At 53.2% G+C, this 25,034-nt stretch carries 22 protein-coding genes; 9 read left to right on the top strand and 13 right to left on the bottom strand.

Translation table 11 applies throughout. The features are described 5' to 3' along the window. Positions 1–69: 69 nt before the first annotated feature. The 10 genes from G7W63_RS07945 to G7W63_RS20200 all read right to left on the bottom strand — a co-directional run bounded on the left by G7W63_RS07945 (position 70) and on the right by G7W63_RS20200 (position 12,188). The gene (locus G7W63_RS07945; RefSeq protein WP_166255823.1) at positions 70–3,345 is read right to left on the bottom strand and encodes an Ig-like domain-containing domain; all 3,276 of its coding nucleotides are present in this window, start codon (positions 3,343–3,345) and stop codon (positions 70–72) included. Between the two features lie 14 nt (positions 3,346–3,359). Next, positions 3,360–4,697: an alkane uptake protein AupA gene (gene aupA / locus G7W63_RS07940; protein WP_166255820.1), complete on the bottom strand. Its 1,338-nt coding sequence runs from the start codon at positions 4,695–4,697 to the stop codon at positions 3,360–3,362. Positions 4,698–5,036: 339 nt separating this feature from the next. Then, positions 5,037–5,591, bottom strand: coding sequence for a PEP-CTERM sorting domain-containing protein (locus G7W63_RS07935; RefSeq protein ID WP_207308923.1), 555 nt, complete (start codon positions 5,589–5,591; stop codon positions 5,037–5,039). Between the two features lie 212 nt (positions 5,592–5,803). After that, entirely contained in the window at positions 5,804–6,232 is a 429-nt protein-coding gene (mscL, locus tag G7W63_RS07930; protein ID WP_166255814.1) for a large-conductance mechanosensitive channel protein MscL, read from the bottom strand. A 49-nt stretch (positions 6,233–6,281) separates the two neighbouring features. Then, the gene (locus tag G7W63_RS07925; protein WP_242634359.1) at positions 6,282–8,705 is read right to left on the bottom strand and encodes a bifunctional diguanylate cyclase/phosphodiesterase; all 2,424 of its coding nucleotides are present in this window, start codon (positions 8,703–8,705) and stop codon (positions 6,282–6,284) included. Between the two features lie 11 nt (positions 8,706–8,716). After that, positions 8,717–9,292 carry a tetratricopeptide repeat protein gene (locus G7W63_RS07920; RefSeq protein ID WP_166255811.1) on the bottom strand — a complete coding sequence of 192 codons (576 nt, stop codon included), beginning with the start codon at positions 9,290–9,292 and terminating at the stop codon, positions 8,717–8,719. Positions 9,293–9,766: 474 nt separating this feature from the next. After that, on the bottom strand, positions 9,767–10,009 hold the full coding sequence (locus G7W63_RS07915) for a TIGR02647 family protein (RefSeq protein ID WP_166255808.1): 243 nt from the start codon (positions 10,007–10,009) through the stop codon (positions 9,767–9,769). A gap of 278 nt (positions 10,010–10,287) precedes the next feature. Beyond that, positions 10,288–10,695: a hypothetical protein gene (locus G7W63_RS07910; RefSeq protein ID WP_166255805.1), complete on the bottom strand. Its 408-nt coding sequence runs from the start codon at positions 10,693–10,695 to the stop codon at positions 10,288–10,290. A 532-nt stretch (positions 10,696–11,227) separates the two neighbouring features. After that, entirely contained in the window at positions 11,228–11,824 is a 597-nt protein-coding gene (locus G7W63_RS07905) for a hypothetical protein (RefSeq protein ID WP_166255802.1), read from the bottom strand. 13 nt (positions 11,825–11,837) lie between these two features. After that, positions 11,838–12,188 (bottom strand): helix-turn-helix domain-containing protein, encoded by a 351-nt coding sequence (locus G7W63_RS20200; RefSeq protein ID WP_423202284.1) that lies wholly within the window; start codon positions 12,186–12,188, stop codon positions 11,838–11,840. 117 nt (positions 12,189–12,305) lie between these two features. Between G7W63_RS20200 and G7W63_RS20195 the strand changes: the two genes are divergently transcribed. From G7W63_RS20195 to G7W63_RS07870, 6 genes are all read left to right on the top strand, one after another. Beyond that, positions 12,306–12,563, top strand: coding sequence for a DNA-binding protein (locus G7W63_RS20195; protein ID WP_166255796.1), 258 nt, complete (start codon positions 12,306–12,308; stop codon positions 12,561–12,563). Between the two features lie 178 nt (positions 12,564–12,741). Beyond that, entirely contained in the window at positions 12,742–15,144 is a 2,403-nt protein-coding gene (locus G7W63_RS07890; protein ID WP_166255793.1) for a Mu transposase C-terminal domain-containing protein, read from the top strand. 2 nt (positions 15,145–15,146) lie between these two features. Continuing rightward, on the top strand, positions 15,147–16,220 hold the full coding sequence (locus G7W63_RS07885; RefSeq protein WP_166255790.1) for an ATP-binding protein: 1,074 nt from the start codon (positions 15,147–15,149) through the stop codon (positions 16,218–16,220). A 9-nt stretch (positions 16,221–16,229) separates the two neighbouring features. Further along, the gene (locus G7W63_RS07880; protein ID WP_166255787.1) at positions 16,230–17,519 is read left to right on the top strand and encodes a TniQ family protein; all 1,290 of its coding nucleotides are present in this window, start codon (positions 16,230–16,232) and stop codon (positions 17,517–17,519) included. Between the two features lie 595 nt (positions 17,520–18,114). Then, on the top strand, positions 18,115–18,321 hold the full coding sequence (locus tag G7W63_RS07875; RefSeq protein WP_166255784.1) for a DUF2795 domain-containing protein: 207 nt from the start codon (positions 18,115–18,117) through the stop codon (positions 18,319–18,321). 1,224 nt (positions 18,322–19,545) lie between these two features. Next, positions 19,546–19,887, top strand: a complete 342-nt coding sequence (locus tag G7W63_RS07870; RefSeq protein ID WP_166255781.1) for a hypothetical protein — start codon at positions 19,546–19,548, stop codon at positions 19,885–19,887. A 127-nt stretch (positions 19,888–20,014) separates the two neighbouring features. Here G7W63_RS07870 and G7W63_RS07865 read toward each other — a convergent pair whose 3' ends face one another. Then, a complete protein-coding gene (locus G7W63_RS07865) occupies positions 20,015–20,446 on the bottom strand; it encodes a CBS domain-containing protein (RefSeq protein WP_242634358.1) in 432 nt (143 codons plus the stop codon). A 166-nt stretch (positions 20,447–20,612) separates the two neighbouring features. Here G7W63_RS07865 and G7W63_RS07860 point away from each other — a divergent pair, with 166 nt between their 5' ends. Both G7W63_RS07860 and G7W63_RS07855 read left to right on the top strand, forming a co-directional pair. Next, positions 20,613–20,828 (top strand): transposase, encoded by a 216-nt coding sequence (locus G7W63_RS07860; protein ID WP_166255775.1) that lies wholly within the window; start codon positions 20,613–20,615, stop codon positions 20,826–20,828. Next, a complete protein-coding gene (locus tag G7W63_RS07855; RefSeq protein ID WP_166255772.1) occupies positions 20,822–21,160 on the top strand; it encodes a hypothetical protein in 339 nt (112 codons plus the stop codon). The genes G7W63_RS07860 and G7W63_RS07855 overlap by 7 nt, the downstream gene beginning before the upstream one ends. Before the next feature lie 241 nt (positions 21,161–21,401). Here G7W63_RS07855 and G7W63_RS07850 read toward each other — a convergent pair whose 3' ends face one another. Then, positions 21,402–21,956, bottom strand: coding sequence for a hypothetical protein (locus G7W63_RS07850; protein WP_166255769.1), 555 nt, complete (start codon positions 21,954–21,956; stop codon positions 21,402–21,404). Positions 21,957–22,418: 462 nt separating this feature from the next. Continuing rightward, complete coding sequence (locus G7W63_RS07845) at positions 22,419–22,826, bottom strand: antitoxin Xre-like helix-turn-helix domain-containing protein (RefSeq protein ID WP_207308922.1); 408 nt, start codon at positions 22,824–22,826, stop codon at positions 22,419–22,421. 148 nt (positions 22,827–22,974) lie between these two features. Between G7W63_RS07845 and G7W63_RS20190 the strand changes: the two genes are divergently transcribed. Beyond that, the gene (locus tag G7W63_RS20190) at positions 22,975–23,280 is read left to right on the top strand and encodes a HipA N-terminal domain-containing protein (RefSeq protein ID WP_423202283.1); all 306 of its coding nucleotides are present in this window, start codon (positions 22,975–22,977) and stop codon (positions 23,278–23,280) included. The last annotated feature ends 1,754 nt before the right edge of the window (positions 23,281–25,034 follow it).

The raw sequence follows: 25,034 nt of genomic DNA, 5'->3' as shown, positions 1-25,034 counted from the left end.
CCGTTTCGCGGCACAAAAAAGACCAGCCCGAAGGCTGGCCGAGAGTGGAGAGCAGAAGAAGAGGCAAGTTTAATGGGCTTCCGGGATCTCCTTGACCGGATTGGAGAGGAAGTTCAGGTAGACGCCGTTTTGGGGAATCTCAAGGGGTATCACAACAGCTCCTTCGCTGGAGCCTCCGGCCAGTGATTCACATTTCTCGAAATTGAACGTTAGCAATCCGCCGAGACAGTTGATGAAGTCGACGGCCCCTTCCAGCGCCGTGTCCTCTATCTCAACGGCCACGGTAATCGGTGGTGTATTGCTGTTGCGCTGCTCTATCTGCATGCGCCCATCATCGAAGAACGTGATGTCTCCGCCCAGCTCCAGAGTCAGCTGGTACCCGAACAGGTTATGGGCAAGTACATTACCCAACGGCAGGGTGAGAGCCGGTGCATCAAGCAACAAGTCAGCCGAGGTCGTAAATATCGGCTTGCCCTCGCCGTTACTGGAAATTACCCCGGGGATCGGATCACCACGTACGCCGTCGCCGTCGAGGTCTGCGTAGCGCATGCGAAGAAGTTGAGGCCCGGTAACCTGAGGCTCAGCAGGGTCGAGAACGAGGTCTGCGAATGCATCACCGTCGAGGTATATATCTATGGACGTCGCCACGAGCATTGTCGGGTAGAGCAAAACACGAACCCCTTGCGACAGATCTTCGGGGTCCACGGGACCGATCACTTCGGTGTTCAGACCACCGGTCTGGTAAATAAACTTGTCCTCCGGACAGTCTGGCCCCGAGACCTCACAGCCAACGCGGCTTTCCCCCTCATTGGTAATGATGAAGGGCGCCGCCGCGGGTCGGAGTCTGGCCGCGTTGGAAGACGGGTTCAGGCCATCGTCCATTACCACTGCAGGAGCTCCGATTTCGTCGTCGGACGGAAACACAGCCGGTTCCTCGGGTTCGATCATGAAGTTGGCATTCACATCCCGGACTGGGAGATTCCGTAGAGGTGTAAAGACAGAGTCGAGTTTTTCTTCCCCACGGAAATAGATGCTGAGGTTACTGCCGCCAATGTCGGTTGGATCAACCAGAGCATCTGTCTGAAGCGCAAGGTTGTTGTCGCCACAGATGAAGGAGGGATCGCTTTCGGAGCATACGCCATCCTGGGTGGACACCATGGTGTAACGATAGAGCTGGCCCTTTACCCAAGGCTCTTCGGGGTAAAAGCGGATGCGCTGCCTGTTTTTTTCGATTCGCCCGGGGACCGGACCGCCACTGCCAAGCGCATCTGTTTCGCTGGTCACCCGCTCGACGATGAAGGTATCGCCGTTGATCGAGTCGAGATTCATGGACTGAGAGAAGACCACAACGATGGGCCTGTCCTCCGGTAGTGTGGTGACAGGCAGATACTCAGGCGGCTGGCTATCTGGCCGAGTGACACCCTCCTCTGAGGGCTTGTCAGCACAGAATCCGTGGGAGTCATTGCCAGTATCAAGGTCGCGTGTGACACAGGGATACCCGGGATAGGTAGTCACTGCGATGGGTGAAGCCGATAGCCCGTTGTCGGCTGTCGTATCCGGTAATCGAAAGGTCAGGGCTGGAACCGTTGCAGGATTGCCTGCAAGGTCTGTCACTCCATTGACGCTTACTGTGTACTCCATGCCGTGCTGAAGGCCGCCGCTCGGATTTATCACAAGCACGGTACCGTCAACCCTGGTCTTCAGGTTGCCGATATCGCCTGAGCTCGTCGAAAGCATGACATTGCCTTTAACGGCATCCTGGTCCAGTGGCTCATCAAAGTTCAGGATGACCGGATCGCCAGGACGCTGCATGGCCTGACGCGTCGGTGGCAGAGCATTGTCTGGGCCCGGCATCCAGCTCACCAAGCTGGGTGGCGTAGTGTCCCGCTCACGAAGGCTTGAGGCGTCGAGCTGCGAGTCCACATCGGTGGCGGCTTCAATGCGAAACGCGATGGTCGAGTCGGTGTACTCCTGTCCCAGCAGCTTGGGTTCCACCATGCCGATGGCGTCGATGGTCAGCGTGCCCTGTTCAACCATGGCGATACCGGTAAGCTCCACCCCGAGCAGGTCCTGGGACAAAGAGGCGTTAGGCTGGGCCTCTTCGGTGTTCATGGCGACATCCATGAACAGCTTGATGTGACGCGGGGCGCTGTCGTCGTTGGTGTAGGGGTTGGGCATCATATAGCCGGTGGCGTCCGACAACATGGTGACCTTGATCTCGCCGGTCTGTTGCATGGCGTTGGTGACGGGATCAATGACCGGTACGGTCCCGTTGACCTTCACGTCCAGGCTGCTGCTGCGCAGCACGCTGCCCCTGGGTACCCGTAACGGCAGCGGCTCGTCAGCCCGGAAAGCAGGGGCATACGCCAGCTCCGCAAAGAGGCCTCCAGTCTGCTGGGACGGGCCCGCGATGCCCTGCAGCACCGAATTAAGGGTAACGCCATTGATGATCTGGCCGTTCAGCACCGAGCGCCGGGGTTCAGTGCCGGCATTGAGACCCGAATCGATGACCTCCTGGAAGAGTACCACGGTGGGGCTGGTGTCCCCGGGAGTCACTTTGGCGGTGTAATCCAGTACTGCTGACTCTTTTGTGAGACTGGGCAGTTTGCTCAGGCTGACGGTGTAGGTCTCCCCCGGAGTAAGGGTATCCACTTTGCTGCCGCACTCAGCCATGTCCTCGGCGGTGCAGGGGTCAATGGTGACATAGCGGCCCTTGACCAGGACAACCGCCGGAACCTCTTTCCCTGCACTGTCCTCCAGTTTGATTACACCGCCTTTTTCCTGCCATTCCGGATGAACTGGCTGGCTCAGGCGCAAGCGGAATGTGGAGAAGTCCATGGGCCGGAATGTACCGCCCTCCGAGGGGATCATCTCAGTCACGCTAAACTCGCCGCTGAGATTGTCCAATGCCGCAATTCCGGAGAAAGCGCCTCGGGTGGAAAACTGGATACCTTCGGGGCCATCAGCGTTGGGGTTGGGGATAAGGCGGCCATCCTCGGCCTGCAGGGCTTCAGTAAACTCCACCGAATAGCTGGCCCCTGCTCGTAGCTGTCCGTTGGGGGTCAGCTTGAGGCTGCGGCCATCGTCCACGGGCTCAGCGGTAAAGGCGATATCGTCCGTGCCGTCGGTAACCCGGATTTTCTCTGCAATCGCTTCATCAGTCAGGGCATGGGAAAACCGCAGCACCAGGTCCGCTTTGGGGCTGACTTCCGACTGGCCGTCGGCCGGGTAAGAGTAGATCACCGAGCCAGGGGTCTGGGGTGCAGTAATGTTCTGTTCATCACCGCCGCCACAGGCAGCCAGGGCCAGGGCAGGCGCGAGCGCCAGTATGTTTTTGTAATTCATGGCAGAACCTCTCCTCAGAACTTCAGGGTAATAGAGCCACTGACGACATGGATGTCGCCGTCGGCGGTGACGTTCTGCTCATTGCCGGAGTTATCCACAACGGTAAAGTCCCGCTCCTGGAGCTGCTGGTACTGGTAACCCAAGTCGAGGCGGACTGGGTATGCGAACAGACGGGTGCGGTCGTAGGTGGCGCTGATGCCGATGCCCGCGACAATCTTGTCGGTGTCAAAGTAGTTGAGCTGGGGGTTGCGGGTCGTCTTGAGGGGGGATTCTTCATAGGAAACCCCGGCACGAACCGCGAAGTTCCTGCTGAGCTCGTATTCACCGCCGAGGCGGGGAATCAGGATATCGTCAAAACGGATGCGGTCAGCGGCGGCAACGTTCTGTTGGTCCTTGATGGTATCGCCAGCAAACTCCTCTTCCAGTTCTGACCAGTTCTGCTGCTCGACGCTGCCCCCTATTCGCCATCCCTCACCCTGATACTGTGTCCCGAGGACCAGTGTTTCGGGTTGGAACGAGTCGATAGTGGCCACCGCAAGGCTCAGGCCCGGGTCTGCAATGGTCTGGGTCACGATGATATTGGAGTCCACCGAAGTAGAGGCAGAGGACTTGGCCCGGTAGGCAAGGGCGGTCTCCCAACCGGTCAGCAAGCAGCTACTGTCGGGGCAGAAGGTGGCCCCATAGTCTATGGTGGTGCTCAGGATGGATTTCAGGGACGGTTCGGCGTTAACGGCCAGGCGCTCCCGGCTGGTTTCCCCGCCCAGGGTTGATACCGCATCAAGCTGGGCTGCGGCTTCCAGGGTTACCCTGACCGCAAAGCCTGCCGAAATGCCGCGCCACAGGGGCGTGGCACCGCCAACGCTGAGGAACAGGGGCTCTTTACCGTATTGCAGGTACTGGCCGGTTTCGCTGGTTTCGGAACTGAACGCGAGCATCTCCTTGCCGTATTTTTCCACACCGGCAATAAAGCCCAGGTAAATGGGGTGCTTGAACCGGGTCAATGACCCCAGGTTAGTTTTCATGCCGATGAGCACATGCTGGCTCGGGGAATCAGAAAGAATATCGCCGTCGGCATCCGGGCGATCGGCGCGAAGTTCCTGCTCCGAATGCACAATGCCCGAGGTGAGTTCGCCGCGTTCGTCTTTCGTCAGGTAAGAGGGATTGTAATAAGTGGCGGACACCTGGCTGTTAAACATGGAAAGTGACTGCGCGGTGGCGACGTCGGTAGGGAAGACTCCGTAAGTGGTACCGAGATTACCCATACTGGCACTGGTCTGTAGGCTCAGGGTGGCTGCGGAAATAGCGATACATGAGCTGATCGCGCGCTTGGCAAAGCGTGAATGACCGATCATTTGATGACTCCGATTGTTGTTTTTGCTACCGACCTCAACGCATCCAAAGGGTGAGTCGCGTCGTATTACTAGTCTGGTACAGATGTACTGTGAAAAAGTGTACTTAATCGTTACAGAAATGATTTGGCCACATTGACACGGTTAGACGTCTAAAAAACCATAATTGTTTAACGCTTTGTATTATAAGAATTACTTCTTTTAAGCGTCATCGGCTCATTTGTTAAATCCGATCAATTTGGCCTGGCGAGTATCACTGAAGAGTAAATTGCAGAATTGGGGAAGGGAGCAAACACAAAAAAGGCCCCGATGTCGGGGCCTCCTTGACGCAGGAACAGCGTTTTAGCTGACCTTGGCTTTACGTCGGGCCGCCAGGCCCAGCAGGCCCAGACCCAGCAAGCCCAGTGTGGCAGGCTCGGGAACCTGGACTGTCTTGCCAAAGATCGCAACATGGGAAATGGCACCTTTCTCCGGGTAAAACCCAGTCAGATCAATTGACTGGCCATCCCAGCTGCCGAGGTTGAAAAGGTACTGGGGCTGGTTGCCATCCTTGACCACCAGATAGCACTCGGGGCACTGGATGATACTACCACCATCCACCCTGCTGATCCGGGCATTGTTCGGATCATTCATGTCACTACCACTGAATATAGTGGTGTACGAACCAGCATGGCTGCCTTCGTCGCTGCCGCCAAAGTTGCTTTTATAAAGCAGCGTAAGAATGGAGGAGGTTTCGAAAAAGGAAGCTACGTCGTCAGCTTTAAGTGCCTTTTGAGAATTGACGGTGGTATCCGCGTTACTCGGCTCTAGCTCTAAGAGAATAGCCTGGGCGCCAAGTGACCAGAGCAGAATCACGGCACTGGCCAGGAACTTGGGAATCCATAGGGAGGTCTTCATGTTCATTCCTTTTTACTGCTGGTTCCGAACCCTGGGTTGGTGGTAGCTCAGGTGGGGGCCGGTGCCTGCCTGACTTTCGGTCTGGCCTGGAAAGCAGTTTCCAGGCCAATAATGAAAGTCATAAACAAAACATGAGGTTGAAAACTATTAGGGTTGAGTTAAACCGAGAAGTTGTAAAAAAGCCTGACAGCGCCCAGGGCACGCGCGCCGAGTCAGGGTTTGTCTACGGTAGAGGACCGGGATCGATCAGCGAGCAGGTTGCGGATTTCCGTCAGCAGGGCTTCCTGCTTGCTCAGGTTGGGTGGGGAAGCCGGTGCTGCTTCTTCCGTGCGTTTGAGATTGTTCATCACCTTGATAGCAACAAAGATAGCAGACGCAATAATCAGGAAGTCCACGACACTTTGTAGAAAAATGCCGTAGCCCAGGGTTACGGCCGGTAGGCCTGCCTGTGCTGGCTTGAGCACTACCGCAAGGTCGGCAAAGTCGACCCCGCCAATCAGCAGCCCCAGCGGCGGCATGACGATATTGGCCACGAACGAGGAGACCACCTTGCCGAAGGCCGCCCCGATAATGATGCCCACGGCCATGTCAATTACGTTGCCGCGCAGTGCAAATGCCTTGAATTCGTCTACCAGACTCATACCCATCCCCCTGTTCAGCTCCACGATGCCGCTCTATTGAGGGCCGCGCTCAGGAAGATGTCAACGGAATTGTGCCGGGATGGAACTCGGTTATCAGGTGGGCGACCGGCATACTGAAATAAGCGCCTTGGGAGAAATCGATACCCAGGTCCACAACCCGGTCCTGAACGGCGCCGTTATGAACAAACTCAGCCACGGTCTTGATGCCAAGGCTGCGGGCAAACTGGACAATGCCCTTGGTAACCAGGGCCGCCGTCGGGTCCTCATCAAGGTGCTGGATCAGACTGCCATCGATCTTGATGATGTCTACGTTCAGCTGCAGCAGGTGGGCAAAGTTTGAATAGCCGGTTCCGAAGTCATCGATGGCGATCTGGCAGCCAAAGGGCTTCACCTGTTCCACGAAGTAGAGCACATCCTCGTAGTTCTCAATGCCATCGGATTCCAGGATCTCGAAAATCACCCTGTGGCCGATGTTGCTGGCCCTTAGATGACCCAGCAGCAACTGCAGAATCTCGGGTTCCACAAGATCGGAATAGGACAGATTGATGGAAAACTCATAGTCCTCGTGCAGAAAGCGGGCAAAGGATTTCTCGATCATGATCCGGGTGATCTGCCGATTCAGCCTGAGCTTGTTGGCTATGCCGAGAAACTGGCCTGCTGAAATAACCCGGTGCTCCCCCTCAATCATTCGGGCCAGGCACTCGAACTTGCAGACCCGCCCCTTGCGATTGTCGAAGATGGGCTGGAAATGGGGCACGATCCGGTTCTGCTCCAGGGCGTCCTTGAGGCGTTGGGCCCAGTAGAGGTTACGCTCGTAGTCCTTTTCCACTTCCTGGTTGGCATCGTAGATCAGGTAATTGCGCATCTGTGCTCGGGCTAGCAGAAGGGCGATGGTCGCCTGGCTCAGCAGTTGATCAGCACTCCCCCTGCCATCTTCGGCCTGGCGGCAGGCAATGCCGGCACTGGCATCCATGCTGAGGGCTTGCCGCTCCCAGTGCACCCGGTGGTTGCGCAGGAGTTCCGTGAGGTCGGTAGCGAATTCCTTCATGGAAGACTCGGGTAAGGCTGGCCCCAACAGGGCAAATTCATCCCCGGACAATCGGTATACGGCAGCGTTCAGGGTACGAGAATGCCGATGGGTGAAGCCGTTCAGCAGGTCGGCCAGTGACACCAGTACCCGGTCTCCACAAGCTGTCCCGAACAGGCTATTGATCTCTTTGAACCGGTCCAGGTTGACGATGAAGAGGCAGGCGCCCTGCCGACGCTGAAGATCTTTCAGTAATCGCGATCGGTTGGGTAGCCGGGTCAGCGAATCAGTATAGGAAGCCTGCAGCTCCTGCATCAGCTGTAGAATGAGATAAAGCAGGCAGAGACTCAGTATTAACAGTACCGAACCCGTGATGGTCAGGATCTGGTAGTTGGTGTCCCGCATCGGTAGCAATACCTGATCGATTTCATTACGGGGCACCCCGGCACCGTAGACCATGCCTGCAGGGGTGGAGGCATAGTGCAGTTCGTAAGCATCGTCTGCCACTGCCAGTTCCTTCACATGAAGTCGCTCGGGTACCAGTGCCCCAGCCTCTGCCGTTTCCGACGTCTCCGGACTGTCATTGAGTTCGGCGGGTAACCGCTCGGCAAGCACGGCATCAATAATGCGCTGGGTGTGCAGGACATCGTCGCTTCGGCTGAGGCTCGACAGATTGCGGTTGTTCCTGTCAGTCAGGAAGGAAAAGCTGCTGTCGGTGATCTCCACCCGGCTGACGAGATCGATGATCTGGGCGGAGTCCCAGTCAGTGGTCACCATACCGATCAACCGGGCACCGCTGAAAATGGGCCGGGCCAGGGTCAAAACCGCCCGGTCGGCTTCAAAATCAAAGTAAACCGCGGACCAGTAGGTTTTCCCTGCCAAGTGGTCTTGGGGGCGCCAGTCCGGCCCCAGAGTATGCTGGAACCACGGCTGTTCCCGATAGTGTTCTCCGGTCCGGCCTGCCGGGACTCGTTTTCTGGGTCCGTCTGGGGTGTTGATAAAATAGGGTGCGTAGGTCTGGCCTGCCGCCGAGAGAACGCCGGGCTCGAACCAGATGCCGGCCCCGTCCGCCCCTCCGAAATCCCGGATATGGTCGCTCAGGGAGCGCTCCAGCTGTTTCTTCAGGTCGCTGACCGGTAGCGACCGGTCATGGCTTTCCACTGCCAGACGGTGAAACGTCTCTGCCAACAGGGCCAGGGTCATGGTGTGACGCTGAAGCTCAATCTGGCGGGCGTCAATGCGGGCAAGACCGGTCAATACCACATCGCTGATCTGGTCACGACGAAGTTCTGCCATGCCCTCCTGGGAGTACTTGAGATTGAGGTGGGAAAGCAGCAGCATGCCGACGAAAAAGATAGCCACCAGCATGCCAAGCAGTAACATGATGGCCTGCACCAGGGACGGATTCCTCCAGGACTGCAAATACCGCTGAAAATCCGCCTGCATCAGGTTCTATCCTACCGATTCGTTATACTCATCTCTGGGTCACGACCCTCAGCTCTCTGCAACATCGCTTTCGCCTCCGGATGCCCTTGCTGTGCTGCCTGAGCAAACCAGCGCTGTGCACTTTCGTTGTCGCGCTCGACCCCCTGGCCGCCCAAATACATACGCCCAAGAAGAAAAGCGGCCTCGGGAGAATCCGGCGCTGACTCTCGCGCCCACTTCTGGGCTTGTGAATAGTCTTCAAGGCTGTGGGAGATTAGCGCCATGTTGACCTGAGCCCGTTGGTCTCCGTCTTCAGCGGGGCCTCTGCAGGCTTGCAATGCGTCGGAGAAATTACGAATCCTTGTCAGCAGGTAGCAGTCGTTCAGCGCCTTGGACAGACGTGAAGAGACGACCGTCGGTGGTTCGGTAGCAGCTTTTTCCATAGCAGGGGATTGCTGATCTGCCAGGCGTTGGCCGAAGCGGTCAACCTCTTTCGGGCAGGAGAACGCATAGCCGGCCCGATAGGACGCCAGCGTTTCCGAGGTCAGCGCTCTGCCGTTGAAACGCTCTGAAACGATAGCGCAGCGTCGGTCCCGTTCCCGGCGCACGTCAGGCAACCTGGGCGGCTGAGTGCTTTTGTCAGCGTGTCGGTTTAGGTAGCGCGTGAGGGGGTCGATGTACGGCTGGGCGAAGAGGGCCTCCACTTCAGAAGGAGCATGGGACTGCTCACTGTCTGATGCGGACGTCCCGGAATTCGAGTTTCCCGAACCCCACAGGCCTCCCCTCTCTTCGAATAGCGTTCCCTGCGGCAAGCTCTCGCAGCCAGTCAGGAAAAGAAATGCAGCCAACACCGCCAGTCGGACCATCTGTACACACCAGAAAAATGAATATCAGCGTTCTGTCAGCAGGCTGAGCACAACAAATCAGCAAGCTGAACCCTGAGATCGGACGCCAGATTTGCCGAACCGATCTCGGGGATTATGAACAACTATTCATGGTAGGCCACAAGTTCGACCTACAGTGTGGTGTTAATGGTATTTCCTGTGTTGTTTTGTAATAGATTTGTTGAGAGAAATGCCGGGTTACTGTCCGCTGGTCAGTACGGCTAACAGCTTGTGGGTGTGCTCCGCGGTATCAATGCCCAGGCTGGTCAGGTAGCCGCCGTCGTTCTGGGTAATCAGTCCCTTCCGGAACAGTCTCTCGGCGGCTGCCACCGCCTCCGGTGTGGCAGAGTGTTTGTGGACCTTGATGCCCTCCTGAGCGGAAGACAGATTGAACAGGGCGAGCAGATTGAGTTCTTCAAGATGGTCGGAGGTAAAGTGCATGCCGTTCCTCGCTTTATTTTTAGGGTATCCAGATTAGTTGTATACGAAGGAAGGCCCTAGGACAAAAAATTCTTGGGCATTGAGCGAAACCAGAATCCAGTCGCCGTGCCCTTACTTTAACTTGTTACCGTGTTTCAGGGTAAGCAACACGACACAACGGGACTTCTGGCTTTCGACATATTCGAGCGCTCTGATGTATGCCCCTTAATTGACCAAAAGGGGTCCGATGCCGAGCCCATTTAGCCTTCCTGCCCGTTGAGTGGCTCCGGTCAGGCCCGCTAACGCCAGAACAGTTCGTACCGGACGGCCGCCTCGTCCCGGGACACCAGCAGAGGTGCGTCGATCTTCAAATAGTAGGTGCCGGCAGCCAGGCGTTCCTCAATGCGGAACTGTTCATTGGGCGCGTTATCTTCAGCGGTGGCGATGACTTCCCCATCACTGTTCAGCAGGGTGGCCGAAGGCTCTATACCGTCTAGCGCATTTTCTGAGCGCTGACTGTACAGGGTCACTGACGAAAACGAGCCCAGAGTGAGCCGGTACCAGTCAGGCCCTGCCGACGGTGGCGTAAAGGGGCCATTCTGCCCCGGGCTCAACTCAATGCTGGTCTGGGGCGGAAAGGCCGCTACCCAAGCCGGTAGGGCAAGGCACAGCAGCATGAGAGTCAGGCGTAAGGACAGAACGTTCATGAGGTTGCCTCCTTAGCTTTGGATTTGAAGAAAAGCCGGCTCGCCAGGTAAATCAGGAATGTCGCCGCAAGCCCTGGCGCCAGCTTAAAGACGTTGGATCGTGGAGACGCCTCATTCTGTGGCCGGACCATACGGTTGCACCGGTTTTGCCTATCAGTAACTGTAGCAGGCCGTGCGGCGCTATCCTATCAGAGGCAGGGTCGCATTTGTCTGCCGCTACAGCCCTTGGCAAAAACTGAGGTTGTAGGAATGCCTTCGCTTCGGACCCCGGAGTGGGAGGGCAGCAATGCTAGAATCCTGGCTGCAGGATAACAATAGTTGTCCGCAAAGTGAGTGCTGCCGGCAGCCGGATCTTGGGCTGAATGGTAGTTAAACCATAAATTGTCCGCTTTTTTTAACCATAAATTGTCCGCGAGTACGGCAGCTTTTCAATCTTTATTGGCAAGTTTGCCGCCCTTAACTATATCTAGGAGATTCATTGCCTGTTCTAAAAACCAAAAGGGGCGTCTTTTGCTCGGCTGAGAAAACAGGTTTAACTGCGCCATTGAAGCGGTACTCCAATTCTCTTTGCAGCTTTCGAAAGCCTTCTATAGGCGAGTAGGGGTGCTATGCCGCCGTAAGCTAAATAAACGGCGGGTAACCCTGGAATACACAGAATTATGAACATCGCTAAAGCGATGGCAGGCAGGCTCGCGCCGCTGTTCACGATGAGATCGTGGCTAGCCAGGAAAATCCACAAGAAAGCGAGGCCCGCATTTAATAACGTCAGAAAAGCCAGCCCAGTTTGTAATGGCTCATGCCAACGTAGTCTGCCACTCTTGGTAATGGCTCTCGCATACAAAAGTTTCACGAGGTCAGTCTTTGGCGTACGAAAGATTTTGACCAGATTTTTGATTGTTATGTTTTGCTCCAAGCTTAAAGGGCGACCATAAAGTATCTTGTGTTCGGCCCGTTTCCATTGAGTATGTGCTCTTTGTGCTTCAAAGATCTGGTCACTCGACGCTGCTCGATCCAATTTCCTGTAAGCAAAAGATCGAACGGCAAATTGATCTAAACGCCCATGAAATAAAAGGCCGAGTGTTTCTTCCTTCGAAATTTTAAATTTTCTGGACATCTTCATATCTGTCATGAGCCCAATTTTGTCAGCTGGCCAACTTTTCAAGTTGGATCGCTTTCTTAATATATAGGTCTCTGAACACCGCTGTTCTCTCCTCAAGGTCCAGCAGTCGCCCGTCTTTATCACGACAAATCTGATCACATTGAACATATAGCCGTGTGATCTCTTCGAGTGGAAGTGAGGTTCCAGCTTGAATCTGATCGTCGCCAAAAAAAAGTGCTGTAAGGTCGGCGCCACACTCGAGCGCTCTAGAGAGGTAATTCGCGCTGGGTGACCGATCGCCTTTCTCGTATAGGAATTGCGTTGCAGGCCTGACTCCGCAGGACTCAGCGAATTCTCGCTGAGTCATACCCAACCGCTTTCTTTCCGACGCCAATCGTTGGTGAAATTCCAAAATGGTCCTCAACTGTCAAATTGTTTTTAAAAAACTTGAATACCTTTCACTATAGTTCTACGTTTGAATTATTCAAGGCAATTCAAACGTAGGGCTTAGATGAGAGATCCCGAGATTGTAAAAGAGGAGTTCCGGCACCGAGGTCTAAGCGTTAGCGGGTGGGCCAAGCGAAACGGGTTCTCTCAGGCACTGGTTTATCAGGTGCTTTCCGGAAAGCGCGCGCCGGTGCGCGGAGAAAGTTATCGAATTGCTGTCCAGCTAGGGTTAGTCGATGGGCGCGAGGAAGGCTATGAAGATCTAGAGTCTGCGCTCAAACAAAAACGGAAACTAAGGGAGATGAAAAATATGGAAGGCTGAAAAAGAAAAACCGAAACCAATGACTTGGCTCCGGTTTTTGGGAAGGTAATTACCTTCGTTTGGCGACTTAAGTATTGCCTTCCCAAATTCCCTCGTCAAGTTCCGATCTCGAAAATTTGGTTCGCGGGTGGCACCTGGCCGTTTGAAAGCTCGGCCGCTGCGAGTCAGAGGGGGCGATATGTTCGATGATGAACAACTAGATTGCTATTTGGCGAGATACGATAACCTTCCTGAAACTGCCGACCGCTATGTCAGGGCCAGCTGGGAAAAACCATCGAGAATGGTAGGTACCCATGCAAAAGACAACCTTGTCTCGTTTGTGCCCAGTAGAAAGCTCAGAGGTGGGACTTACTCTACCGAAAGCAGGTCACCTGAACGTGCATTCTTAACACTCTGTGAATTTAACGATGAAGTGCTGGTCGCATTAGATCAGCCAGACCCAGTGCAGATCCACAAAACGATTAAAAATGGCAGCAAACGATGGTCGAGCTATACGCCAGACGCCCTCATCCTAACTCCTGGTGGTCCACGAGTTGTCGAAGTAAAAGCAGCAGAAACCGTAGCTAAGCTGCTCAAAAGTTATCCGGACGATTGGGAGGGATCTGATGATAACCAGTTCGTTTTCAAGCCTGCTTACAATGCTTTCGCAAAGTTAGGTATTCAGCACGTTGTATATGTTTACAGCTCAGCGGATCGGTACCTGATAGAAAATCTTGATCTGATACTCCTGGCACGTCACCACGCGGCGTCCGTTTCGTTAGATGAGAACCGTGTAAGGAGCGTTTTGGAGGACGCTTTTGCAGTCAGTCTTCATGAATTGATGAAAGAGCTCGATTTGACAGAAGTTACGCCACTTGTTCACGCCATTGATCGTGGTCTTTTGGCGGCAGACCTCAAGCGCCATCGAATTGTGGATCTCGAAAACTGCCTCGTTTCATTGAACGAGAATCTACTGGAGCAGGCAATTGAACTTATCAATGAGCAACAGATTTATCGAGATGGGCTAGTACAAAGTGAAGGCATTGAGCTTGTGCCTACTTTAGCTGCGGCTGAGAGGGCACTTTATCGGCTTGAGCAAGTGCAGTCGGGAATATCAAGCAGGAACGTGAGGAGATGGAAACGACTGATAGAACTTGGGCAACATAGCAACTTAAGCGACTTTCAGTCACTGATCCCTAGACAACATCTCCGTGGAAACCGGAGCCGAAAGCTTCCGACTGTTGTTGAAGAGTGCCTGATGGATTTTTTAATGGGGACCTACATCAAAGCTCAGGGCTTATCTCGCTACCGAGGATACAAACAGTACGAAGCTCGGGCTCAGGAGAGCCACCCCCAATTCAGAGCGGTTTCTTTTCAGACATTTCTCATCAAGCTCAAGAGAATTCCTGGAGAAATTTTCGGGCAAGCCAGAGGGGGTAACCGTAAAGCTAATGCCATGGCTTCGCCGACCTCTCCCGAAGAGCGTCATCTAAAGGCAAGTGTTCCCTGGCAGCTGGCTGCAGCGGACCATTATCTGGCAGATATCTACCTGGTGTTATTCTCTCGAACAGGCGAGGTCTACATTGAACGGCCCTGGATAACCGCGCTAATTGATTTGGCCACATCCAAGATTCTTGGTCTTTCGATTTCTTTTTGTGCGCCTTCGAGAAGATCTGTCGCAAAAGTCTTCCGGGACTGTGTGCGCCAACATGGGCGGCTACCTCGTGAAATCGTTGTTGATCGGGGGCCAGATTTTAAATCGGTCTATCTAGCCTCTCTGATGGCTCATTATGGACTGACTCTCACACTTCGCCCTTCTGCATCACCAAGATATGGTGGTGAAGTCGAAGGCTTCTTTGGCGAGTTCAAAAAGGAGTGGCTTTGTCAGCGTCCTGGCAACCTTGCCGATCGACAGGAAGCCCGCTCAGTCGATGGTAAAAAAGCTCCAAAAAAAGCGGCCATTCTTCAACCGGTCGATTTTTACAAGGAGCTCCTGGCCTACAGAGATTGGCGTGAAAACAAGTGCCGCGGTGGAAATTTGGTTCCAATAGACTCTGCTTTCAAAGTTGAAACCGAGACATTCCCATTCTATGCCGAACCCGTTGAATACGACTCGCAGTTCATCGCCGTAACTGCGGTGGAAGACAAGAAATACGCCTTAGATCCCCAGCGCGGTATCAATATCAAAAACACCTGGTACTACTCTCCACCGCTTCGCAAATTGGAGGGCCGTGTAAAACGTGTCGATGTCCGATTGGACCCTGAGAATCCGAATCTCGTTTTCGCCCGTGTCGGAGACAAATGGGAGCCGTGTTACAGCAGTGGAATCACCGAATACTCATCAAAAGATGTTTTCTCTCAGCTTGTCCTGGGGATGATCAAACATGAGGCCGCTGAGCTGCGACGAAAAATTTCGCGACAGCATGATCTCGAGCTGGCTGAAAAAATTCGCGAATTAGACGAGTTCAAGAAACAAACGAAGTCTACTCCTGTGTGGGAGATTGAGTGGGATGAGGAAAATGATGGCGAAGATCTCGACATTTTTTCCGGAAATCAGAGCTCAGTAATCAGACCCATCAGTATCCAGAGCTGGGAGAACTAATCGTGGAAGAATTAAAAAATATCGATGTCGCAAAGGTGGCTAATCTCAACATTAAAATTTCACACCGAAATTGGAAGGAGGCGTTTGCTAAAGCTTTTGTTCTTATGTCGACGACGAAACCCGGCGATGTAATTGCCCTGATTGGTCCTACTAGGGCTGGCAAATCGGAGCTCCTGAATCAGCTGAAAGTTCTGTTCACAAATGATCTGCCCTCGGAATGCGAAGAGCAGCCATTAGTTCTCGTTGAACTGGTAAATGATGATAAAGATGCAAGGTTCACCTTTCGATCCTTCATTCTTCAAGCATTGGAAATCCTCAAGCATCCTTTTTACTCGTCGTGGTCTGCTGATGGTTGGGGCGATCCTGTCATAGATTCGCGCCTCGAAAGAGCCAGGGAAAAGACACTCAATCGGGCCCTTATCAGAGCGTTGAAGCAGCGGAAAACCCGCTATCTAGTTATTGATGAGGCGCAGCACATCCGTTTTGCAGGCAGGGACACTATGGCGGCTTCTGGCGTCATGGATGCGTTGAAGGTCATGGCCAAAAAAGCCGAAGTGGTCTTGATCATCGCTGGAACCTATCCGATTCTCGAGGCTATTAACCGCTCGTCGCACCTTGAAGCGCGCAAATATGATGTTCATCTGTCTCGTTATCACCAGAACGAAGATGATATGGCGGAGTTTCGTTGGATACTCGCCCACTACGAAAGGTTCTTGGATCTGGATAAATCTATTCCCAATCTCCTAGACCAGACAGAACTTCTTTACCGAGCAAGCTTTGGTTGTATTGGTCTGGTGAGAGCAATCCTATACGAGGCCTCGGTAGTCGCGGTTGCCGCGGGAAGCAAAATTGGTTTGACCACGCTCCAATCTGTCATCAAATCCTCGGAGCAGCTTTTCTCGATTGCGGACGAAATTCTCATTGGTGAGCAGACTCTGGGAATCCTGCCCTGCTCAGTCCTGACCTCAGCGGTAACTTCTCGGCCACCCGAAAAACGAGGCAAAAAGAAGCCCTCTGGGACCTCAAAGCCGTTCCAGCGAAAGCCAAAGCGGTATGAAATCGGCAATCGGACATAGGGGCGGCGTATGAACAAGCTATTGCCCTTGGAATTACTGGGTTGGGGTACTTCCGATGTGGAATCTTTGCCCTCGTATATGTTGAGGAGTGCTTATTGGCATGGGGTCTCCGGGAGCATGTTCATTAGGCACGTTTTAGACATTAGCGAGCACAAGTTTAAAAGTAACGACACGTGGCGGCTCGGAAAAGACGGGCTGATCACGTTGGCACGTGTGAATCTGCTATCTCGCGTAACTAGGCAGACATTGCGCGACTCAACAGGGCATGAAATGAGTTGTGAGCCATTGGACTTCCTTGAACGCCATGTTCGCGATATTGGCTGCGAAATAGGCGGCTTTCGGTGGTGTCCTGAATGCTTTGCGGAGATGGAAAGAATTGGAGCTCCCTTATATTTCAAGCAAATCTGGCACATGAGAGCGGTGATTCGCTGTCCAGTTCATCGTGTCTGCTTGCTTGATCGCTGTGATAAATGTGGCAGTGCTCAAGAATCCCTCAGTGCGCGACTGTTGGTAGGCTCATGCGTGAATTGCTCGCAACCTTTGTCTAAACGGAAGCACGAACTGGTGCCGGCGGATATTGCTCCTTCATGGGACTGCGCTGCTCATGACATCCTGGAAATATTCGAGAGGGCGTCAAGGCCCGGCATGGTTGGTAAAGGGATGTGCAATCTGAGTGACTTCGTTAGAGCGGTAGAGGAGTTTTTAAAAAGGGAAAATAAAAAACCTCAAGTATGTCCCGAAGTCCACAAATTCGTCGAGAAATATGCCCGAAACTGGAAGACGCACTGCCGCTTGATCAGTCTGCGTAGACTCGCCTATCTAATGAATCTTACTCTTTTCCAAGTCTTGGCTTGTGCTCACCATGTAAATCCAATGCTTCTGACCACAGTTAACTTGAACCATCTGCCGGAACACCTAGAGTTGCGGAAAAAGACGTTTCGACATCATGAAGAGATTTTCCAGAAAATCGTGAAATATCTAGAGGAGCAGGAGAATCCTCCGACTTTGAAGCAAGTTGCCGAATACGCAAATGTTTCAACCGGGTATTTGAGCCATCGTTTTCATAATCTGGCGAAAAAGATTGTCGAGAATCATCGAGACCACGAGGAAAGGAGGCGCCTAAAGGATCGGCAGAATGCACAGTCTGCTGCAGTGGGTTTTTTCACTGTGGTCCGTGAGTCTGGACGTGAGGCGTCAAGAAAGGAAGCCTACCGGGTGTTGAGGGAAGAAACCGGGCTGCCAAAGTGGGTGCTTAAAAATGCGATCCAGACGGTTTATGCTGCCATTCACTTCGAGTAATGCAGATGAGTCATTTCTCGAATCGCTGTTGATATGGCGCACCAAAACGTCTCTCTCCGGTCGTGAAATCATGACCCCCCTTTAAACAAAAGCGAACGTTAGCGATCCACCCGTTTCTCCTCAATTTGCCTCCAGACACCTCGCTTATTGTGGTGACACTACCACCTACGTTGGTGACCGGAATCATTGAACCACTACGAAGGCTGTCATCGCCCTTGAGCAAACTGTTATTCCTCCCAAGCTTGCCAGGAGCGACTCAACAACGAGACCCCGGCAAGAGCAGCGCCGGCTGACTCCAAGGTCTTTTACGACGATGCCTAGGGCCTATAGCGTCAGCAATTGTTTCAAGGCTTATTGAAATTTATCCAACTTAAGCCCTTCCATACGTGCAAAAGACGGCGTGCAGTCAGAGGTCTTGCTGCCCAAGGCAATCTCTTTAACCCATTAAAGCAATGCCAAGTCAATAAGATACGGTGTTAATTGCCGCTGAAGTGTTTGGCTGTTGGCTAGTTGGCATACTCGATGCATTGATCCGTGGGAGTCGGCACTTAGCCCGACCGAACGAGTTGTAGCCAAGAGATGAGGAGATAACGTTATGACACGTGGAGTTGGAGGAGAGTCACCGGCGAACGTTCAGAAATACCTCGAAGGAGCGGATTACCCAGCGGATAAGCAGGGCCTGATGCAGAAAGCCAAGCAGAACGATGCGCCCTCAGAGGTTATAGGTGCCATTGAGGACCTGCCGTCTAAAGAGTATGGCGGCCCTCAGGACGTCATGAAGGAGTACGGACAGACTCATTGACTCTCTGATTTAATAGAGTCGAAGAGGAGCCCGGTAGCAAAAGGGGTCAGGACCTAAGCAATACTCACCCTTGCTGTTTCTGGGCTTAGGGAAGCGATTAGCGCAGACCGTTCGCTCGTGAAGATGGTCAGGTTGAAATCTTGGCCCTGTTGCAGTTTATGATCTGCGGACGGCTAGTTTTATGAGATCAGTTCACCATCGCCCGAGCTCCACTTAACAGGTCCTTTTTATGGAAACTGGCCGAATCGAGTTGATAGCGATACCCGACACTGACCGATGAGTCTGCTAATCCATAGTAAATAGATGGCTCCAGAGGAATCGGAGCGATAAGTTACTTTATGGGTTAGGTCGTCAAATCCGCGGGTTAATCATCCAAGATGAGGCGCACGCGCCTGGAGAACGCTACCTGGTGGTTCGACTGTGTCGCCCGAGGCGGTCAGCTCGAAGTCGGGAAGCGCACAACTTTCAATGCTCGAAAACTCGACTCCCCCTTCTGGAAAGAATCACTACGCCATCATCGGGGCATAGTGGTGGCGATAGGAATTGGCGAGTCTAAGAAGGTTGATGGGCGAAAACACCAGATTTGATGGAAGGGACCAGACCGTTCTTGCTGGGAGCCTTGTATCGCCCATTATCAAACGGACGGTATAGCTGTGTCGTTATTACCTGGAACGCTCACCTCAAGTTTGAGCCTTACGAAAAAGCCTTTCCCCTGGTTTTGCCCCCCACCCGGGAATTCACAGAACTGTGGCTCGACGAGACGGCAACCTAAGCGGCTGGAATTGATGAGCTGCTTGAGCATCCGAGGCTTTATGCGAACTTTAAAGTCGAGAGGGTCACGAAGTTTAAAGATGGGAAGGTTTCGCCATCAGCTACGATGCCAGAGGCTGATATAGATAGAAGGTGACATCACTAACAGGACGACACCGTGACTGGACATTCTCTGCAATAGCACAGATCCCGAGCTGCCGTTTTTGAGTACGGGCTCAGTTGAGACGATTTTCCTCGAGAGAGAGCTTACCCTGTAAAGGGGAAGGGACTTGGCAGCCTTACAAAATGTTAACTTGGAAAGGGTATCGGTCAGAGTGATACCGTGAAATTGGGTTCCGTCGAAGACCGAAAACAACTGAAATCATGGAGGATGAAAATGCACCTAGATGACTATGCCTCGTGCCTGGAAGCGTGCAATACCTGCGCTGACTACTGTGACATGTGTTCGGTAGCGTGCCTTATTTCCTGATGGTCAAGGAGGTGATGGAATCGATCGGGGCAGACCCCACCGCGCAGACACCTGATGCGGATGTGTCCGCTCTTGCAGCTCTCGGGATCCAGAAGGTGATGACCGAACCCCGAACTTCGCTCAGCCAGTGTCTCCAAGCCTTGCTAACCACTGAAATGACAGATAATGGGGCCTGGGAGTTATTGGTGGATCTCTGCGAGGAAATGGGACTGGACGAAACGGCTGCCAAATTCCGCCATGCTCTGTCTCAGGAAGATAACCACCTCGAGCACATTAAGAGCTGGGTTCGTCAGCTCACTCTAGGTCAAGCCGATAAGACACCGTAACTGGTAGGGAAGGGTTCGATTGGAATTTAACGGGCCTTTCCCCGTCTTGTTTCAGGCAGTACGCGTGTAAGCACGCGAGCGTTACGACTCGCTATAGCGCTCGCGGGCTTTAACGGCGCGGCCGAACTTAGGTGATGGGCTTACGTGCTTTCCGGGTCCAGCGTTGCTTGGCATACCTGCGAAGATTCGACACCTTATCGGTTTCGTCCATAATCTCTGTGCCCAGTAAGGTCTCCAGAATATCCTCCATCGTAACGAGTCCCAGCCAAGTTTCGAGCTCATCGCAGACCACTGCAAGGTGTTGTCGTTCTCTCAGCATTTCAGCAAATACAAGCTCGATGTTGTTGGCAGCCTTTACTTGCTTAACGGGCCGGACAAGAGTCATTAAATCGCTATCCGCGGACAGATTGATCAGGTCGGCTTTGTAAAGATATCCATGAACATGGTCACCCTCATCGATGACCGGGAAACGGGAGAATGGCGAGCCTTTTACTCTGTTCCGGAGCTCTTCAATAGTGCAGTCAGGTGCAATGGCCTTGGACAACGTTCTCGGCGTCATGACAGTGCTGACTTTGATTTCGTGGAAGAGTGAGGGTCTTCTCAATCCGTCATGTTGGAACGGTACGGCTATCGCAGTATGTGAGTAAGCGTCCGGTAATCCCATCTTGAGCTTGGCGCGGCCGCCGTCAGGATAGTGTCCACTTATTTTCTAGTGGACACTCAACATGAGCGAATTAAGCGTAACCAAGCCCTACCAGCGTCGTCGCCAGTTTTCCCAGGAATTCAAAGCCCAGATTGTGGCCCAATGCCAGGAATCTGGTGCATCCGTTTGCAGGGTTTCCCTGGACAACGGCCTCAACGCCAACATGGTCCGGCGCTGGATCAGCGAGGCGCGATTGGCGAATAAAACGCCCGGCAAACCGCGGTCGGCGTATTGCTGACCGCTACCAGCACCTCCCTGCCGGAGCTGGTGACATCGGTCGCGGCCGTCCGACGGGGCGCTCTGACCCTGGCCGTTGGCGGCATAATCGGCGGTAATGCATTTGATACGCTCTTTACGGCCGCGTCTGACGTTGCCTATCGCGAGGGCTCTATCTACCACGCGGTATCCGACGCCACCATTATATGGATCACCCTGTCTTTGTTAATGACCAGCACCCTGATGATGGGACTGATCCGGCGCCAGGAGCAGGGCGTCGCTCGGATCGGCACGGAAAGCGCCGCGGTTATTGTGCTGTATGGGCTTGGTGTTGCGCTGGTGCTGGTCAGCTAACAATGCTTTTCTGCCTTAACCAATCTCTGCACGACCGCACAGTTGAGCGGTAGATCGCCCACGAGCTCGTGCTGATAGTTAGTACTGCTTCCGAATTAGTGTGAGTGGTCGTGTCGTCTTGAATACTGCCTCAAGCTAAAACTCGGGTGATCCGCACGATCTAGCAGAACTCTGCTCGCTGATAGCTGTGGACCGGCCAGAAGCAACCCCTCCGGGCCATTTGGCTGCCGTTATGGTCTGGTTAGATGGATTCTATATTTAATTGTTTAGCTCGCTTTTTCCCCTGACGGGAGTTAAGGCGTCTTGTATCAATAGAAGTCGGCGTGATCCTTACCGGACCGGCGTTATCATAGCTCAGCTCAAATTCTCGGTATGCTCCAAAGGGGTTATCCTCCGGCCCATATATTGAGATAATCGTAACTGTCAGCGACTTGAGGGTCACTTCCGGGTCGTTTGGTTTAGCATCGATAAGTTTGAGTTGCCCTGCTTCTGCTGTCCTTTCAAGAAGCTCTCTAAATTTTTGAATCTCAAGGCATTGGCCACTGTCTAGTGGTCCCTGCCGAGTCGTTGAGCCTAGCTTAGTCGGTGCCGCTTCCTCACCAATATCAGTTACTCTTGCTGAGTAGGTCCCGGCCGAGGTCTCCAAATCCACAAGAATATTTTCGACGAAGACAGGCTCATTGCTCATATTGCAAATCAGACAGGGCGAGTCCAGGTTCGCATCGCCAACTGCCAAATTGATCACTAAGGCGTGGATGTCGTTGACGACGAAAGTTGTTATATAAGAGTTGAGCATAGAAGATCCAAACCAAAAGCATCCCTACGTTAGCCAGTGCGGAAAGCGTGCTTGAGTTTTGGCTGATCCAGTCAAACATGAGTTTCCTTATTTTCCCGAATTGCCTGGACTGCATGCATTAGTTAGCAATTATTAAGGTCACATCAGGCAACCATCTTCATCCGCCGTGACGATAAGCAAATACTACCAAATAATGCAGTCGAGCCTAATTACGAGCTTTTCTTTGAAAGGGTGCAGGCAGTATGGGCTTTATTGGAAACGATGATTGCAAAGGAGCGTTTGTGGTTCCGGAATGGTGGGCCAGTTCAACCCGAGCATGGTCCGGTCCCGGCCGACCTACGGAGTCATGAACATGTATCACGGGCCGAAGATGTTGAACCAGGTGAACCCCTAGCAGGCACGATGATATGTATTAGGGGCTAAAATCACCGTGATCCTGAGACTGTATTAGAATAGAGCGCATTATTGTGAGGCATGCATAGCTTCGAAATAGCGTCTTGTCAGGGCCAGGGTCTCTGTGGTCCCGCGTGTCATATATTGCAGAGCAGACTCTCCAACGAACGGGAAATCATCGGTCGAAAGACGCATTCTGCGACTGGCTCGCTCTGCCGTGGGGTACATTGACCTAAGAGACTTGTAAATTCCCAGCAGATAGCTGATCCGCTCAAGAGTCTCATTCGGAAGTTTGACGTAGGGCAAATTTTGATATTGGGAGAGCGTGGCCCTGGAGACTCCGCCGAGAAGCTGGGTCATTTCATGGGCAGAGCACTGCCATTCGGCGCAGATACTGAAGAAACCTTTAAGCGCCACATGGCCGCGCATTGCATCGGCGCTGGGAGCCTGGGATAGACCGTCGGGCGAATGAGTCATGCCGGCCACCTTCTAGCGTTATAGTTGGTCAATTATACAACAATGAACTTTTCCAGACGTAATTAGGCCACCACTTAAATAACGAGCTCAATGCTGGTTTAACCGGAACTTCACGGAGAATACTTTGCCGCTCCCAGTCAAAGCAGTAGTGCGCCTGCACGATAAAGTCGTTGGTACCTTGGAGAAAGGGTCCGACGGCTGGATAACTTTTACCTATGATGAACAGTACCTTGAGCTGGGTGGTCCATCTCTCAGCTTAAGTCTCCCTCTTCGGGAAGGACCATTCAGGGCGGAGGAGCTCCCGGCTTACTTTTCTGGCCTTTGCAGCGAGGGCTGGCTGCGCAGAGTCCAATGCTTCGAGCAGGGCATACATCCCGATGACGATTTTACGTTGCTAATAATGAATGGTTCGGATTTGGCTGGCGCGGTTACCATCTTGCCTGATAAGGCCTGAGTCAGAGCAGCGAACACAGGCCAAAAACTGTTTGTCGTTTTACTGTTCCTGGCGTTCCGCAGCAGGGGGTAGCGTTCTAACTTGCGTATCTAGCGGGCATTTCCCACGCCGGCGTTTCCAATCACTGCGCGTTTGTCATAAGGGTGAGGACCAACCGGGCCAACTATGGATGATGGGTGCACTCTGGAGTAAAGGTACTCTCTGCCTTCAGCCCTGGATAGATGATTTTCAAACAACGCGTGGACTCCGGTTGGGCTAACGCGATGGGGATCCGAATCGATTGCCCTGCGGGCAATCGCAAGGCCTATGTCTCGCGCATGCCTCAATGGCGCTGAGCGCTTTATGGCTTAAGGCAATGTCGACTAGCGGACTATCTTTCCAGTACCTAGCCGTGAGCCTTTTGCCCTGGCGGCGCACTTCCAACATGCGTGACGGTGACTGTACGATGGAAAACCGGTCGTGGCGGCACGAATACACGGTTTGTTTAAATTTTACAGAGGGATCTTCCGTCCGTTTGTGGATCCACGTAGCCAGTTGGACGAATTCGGAAAATGCGTAGTCTGAGGCACGCAGAAAAAGCCAGCGCTCGAAATTGGGCGACGGTCTAAGGTATCGGCCCTGCTCATCTTTCAGGTATACACCTTCCGGAAGATTGGGATAATGCTCGTAAAACGTCAACCGACACAGCTCGTGGTCCTCCGGGGTGCCGGCACCGGTGCTGCCAGCGTGCATAAGAGTAATCGCACGGAACCAGAAGCTGATCGCCATACACAGTACACGGGGAGGTGAGCCTTCCCGAACCTGTTCCGGGCGCAACTCTCTCAGGTCCACCCACCTGAGAGTGTGGGCAACGTCCAAAGCGGCCCGTTGCCATCGAAGGATCCGCCGAATGGCGAGACTGATTCGAGTGATCATTTCTGGGTTAGGCGTGGTTAGACCTGAGCCGGGAGGTCGCACTCTGGCTCTTCCAGCACCTTCAAAATGGGACGGATGAATCTCAGGATGCCATTGAGAGACATTGGTCGACCTCAAACCCAGAGGCCTCTCATGCGTTAGAACGTTTAAGCGCGCCAAACGGGCGTTATGAAATACACCCTCTTGTTGTGATTCGAACGCAACGTAATACGCCTTTTCTATGCTTGGATAATAGAACCTCGGCCGCTCCACATCGAACTTTTCGTGGGTCAGCTTTTGGATATTGATCAGCGTGGGTAATCGCGAGCGGCTCTGTCCCGCTGGCATTGAGTCAACCAGTTGTTGAGCCATCGGGCGTCTTGATAATAGCGACGTTTGAGTCGGGACCGTGCCAGTGTTTCAAAAGAAGGCCAACCGCAGGTTTCACAGAGGGGATTACGCAAAGTAAATGGGCGGCGCCATGGGTAACCGCAATCTGGACACCGAGTGGTGAGAGGACAGCACTGCAAGACCCCAAGAGTTCCTGCGCGGAACTGCCGGTGGAGAAGGAGATATCGATGAGTGTCGTTGTAGAACTGGCGGGATCGTTTCGTATCTAGGCGAATGGCATTCTCATCCGAGGGCTGCAAATCCGATCCAAGCTCTCACGATCGAAAACAGCTCGATTACCTAGAGGACGTTATGGCTCGTGATGGCAGTCCTGCAATCTCCATGATTGTCTCGGACTCAACGATCAGCATTTCATTGGGTCAACAAACAACGACGGTTGAGTTGTGTTTTTTCACTCTTGAAGAAGGCAAAATTTAACCTTTGACTGTTTCACTGCTGAGCGATCAAGA

Origin of the sequence: Marinobacter salicampi (assembly GCF_011074795.1) — a bacterium.
GTDB lineage: Bacteria > Pseudomonadota > Gammaproteobacteria > Pseudomonadales > Oleiphilaceae > Marinobacter > Marinobacter salicampi.
This window is presented reverse-complemented; position numbering and strand designations above follow the sequence as displayed.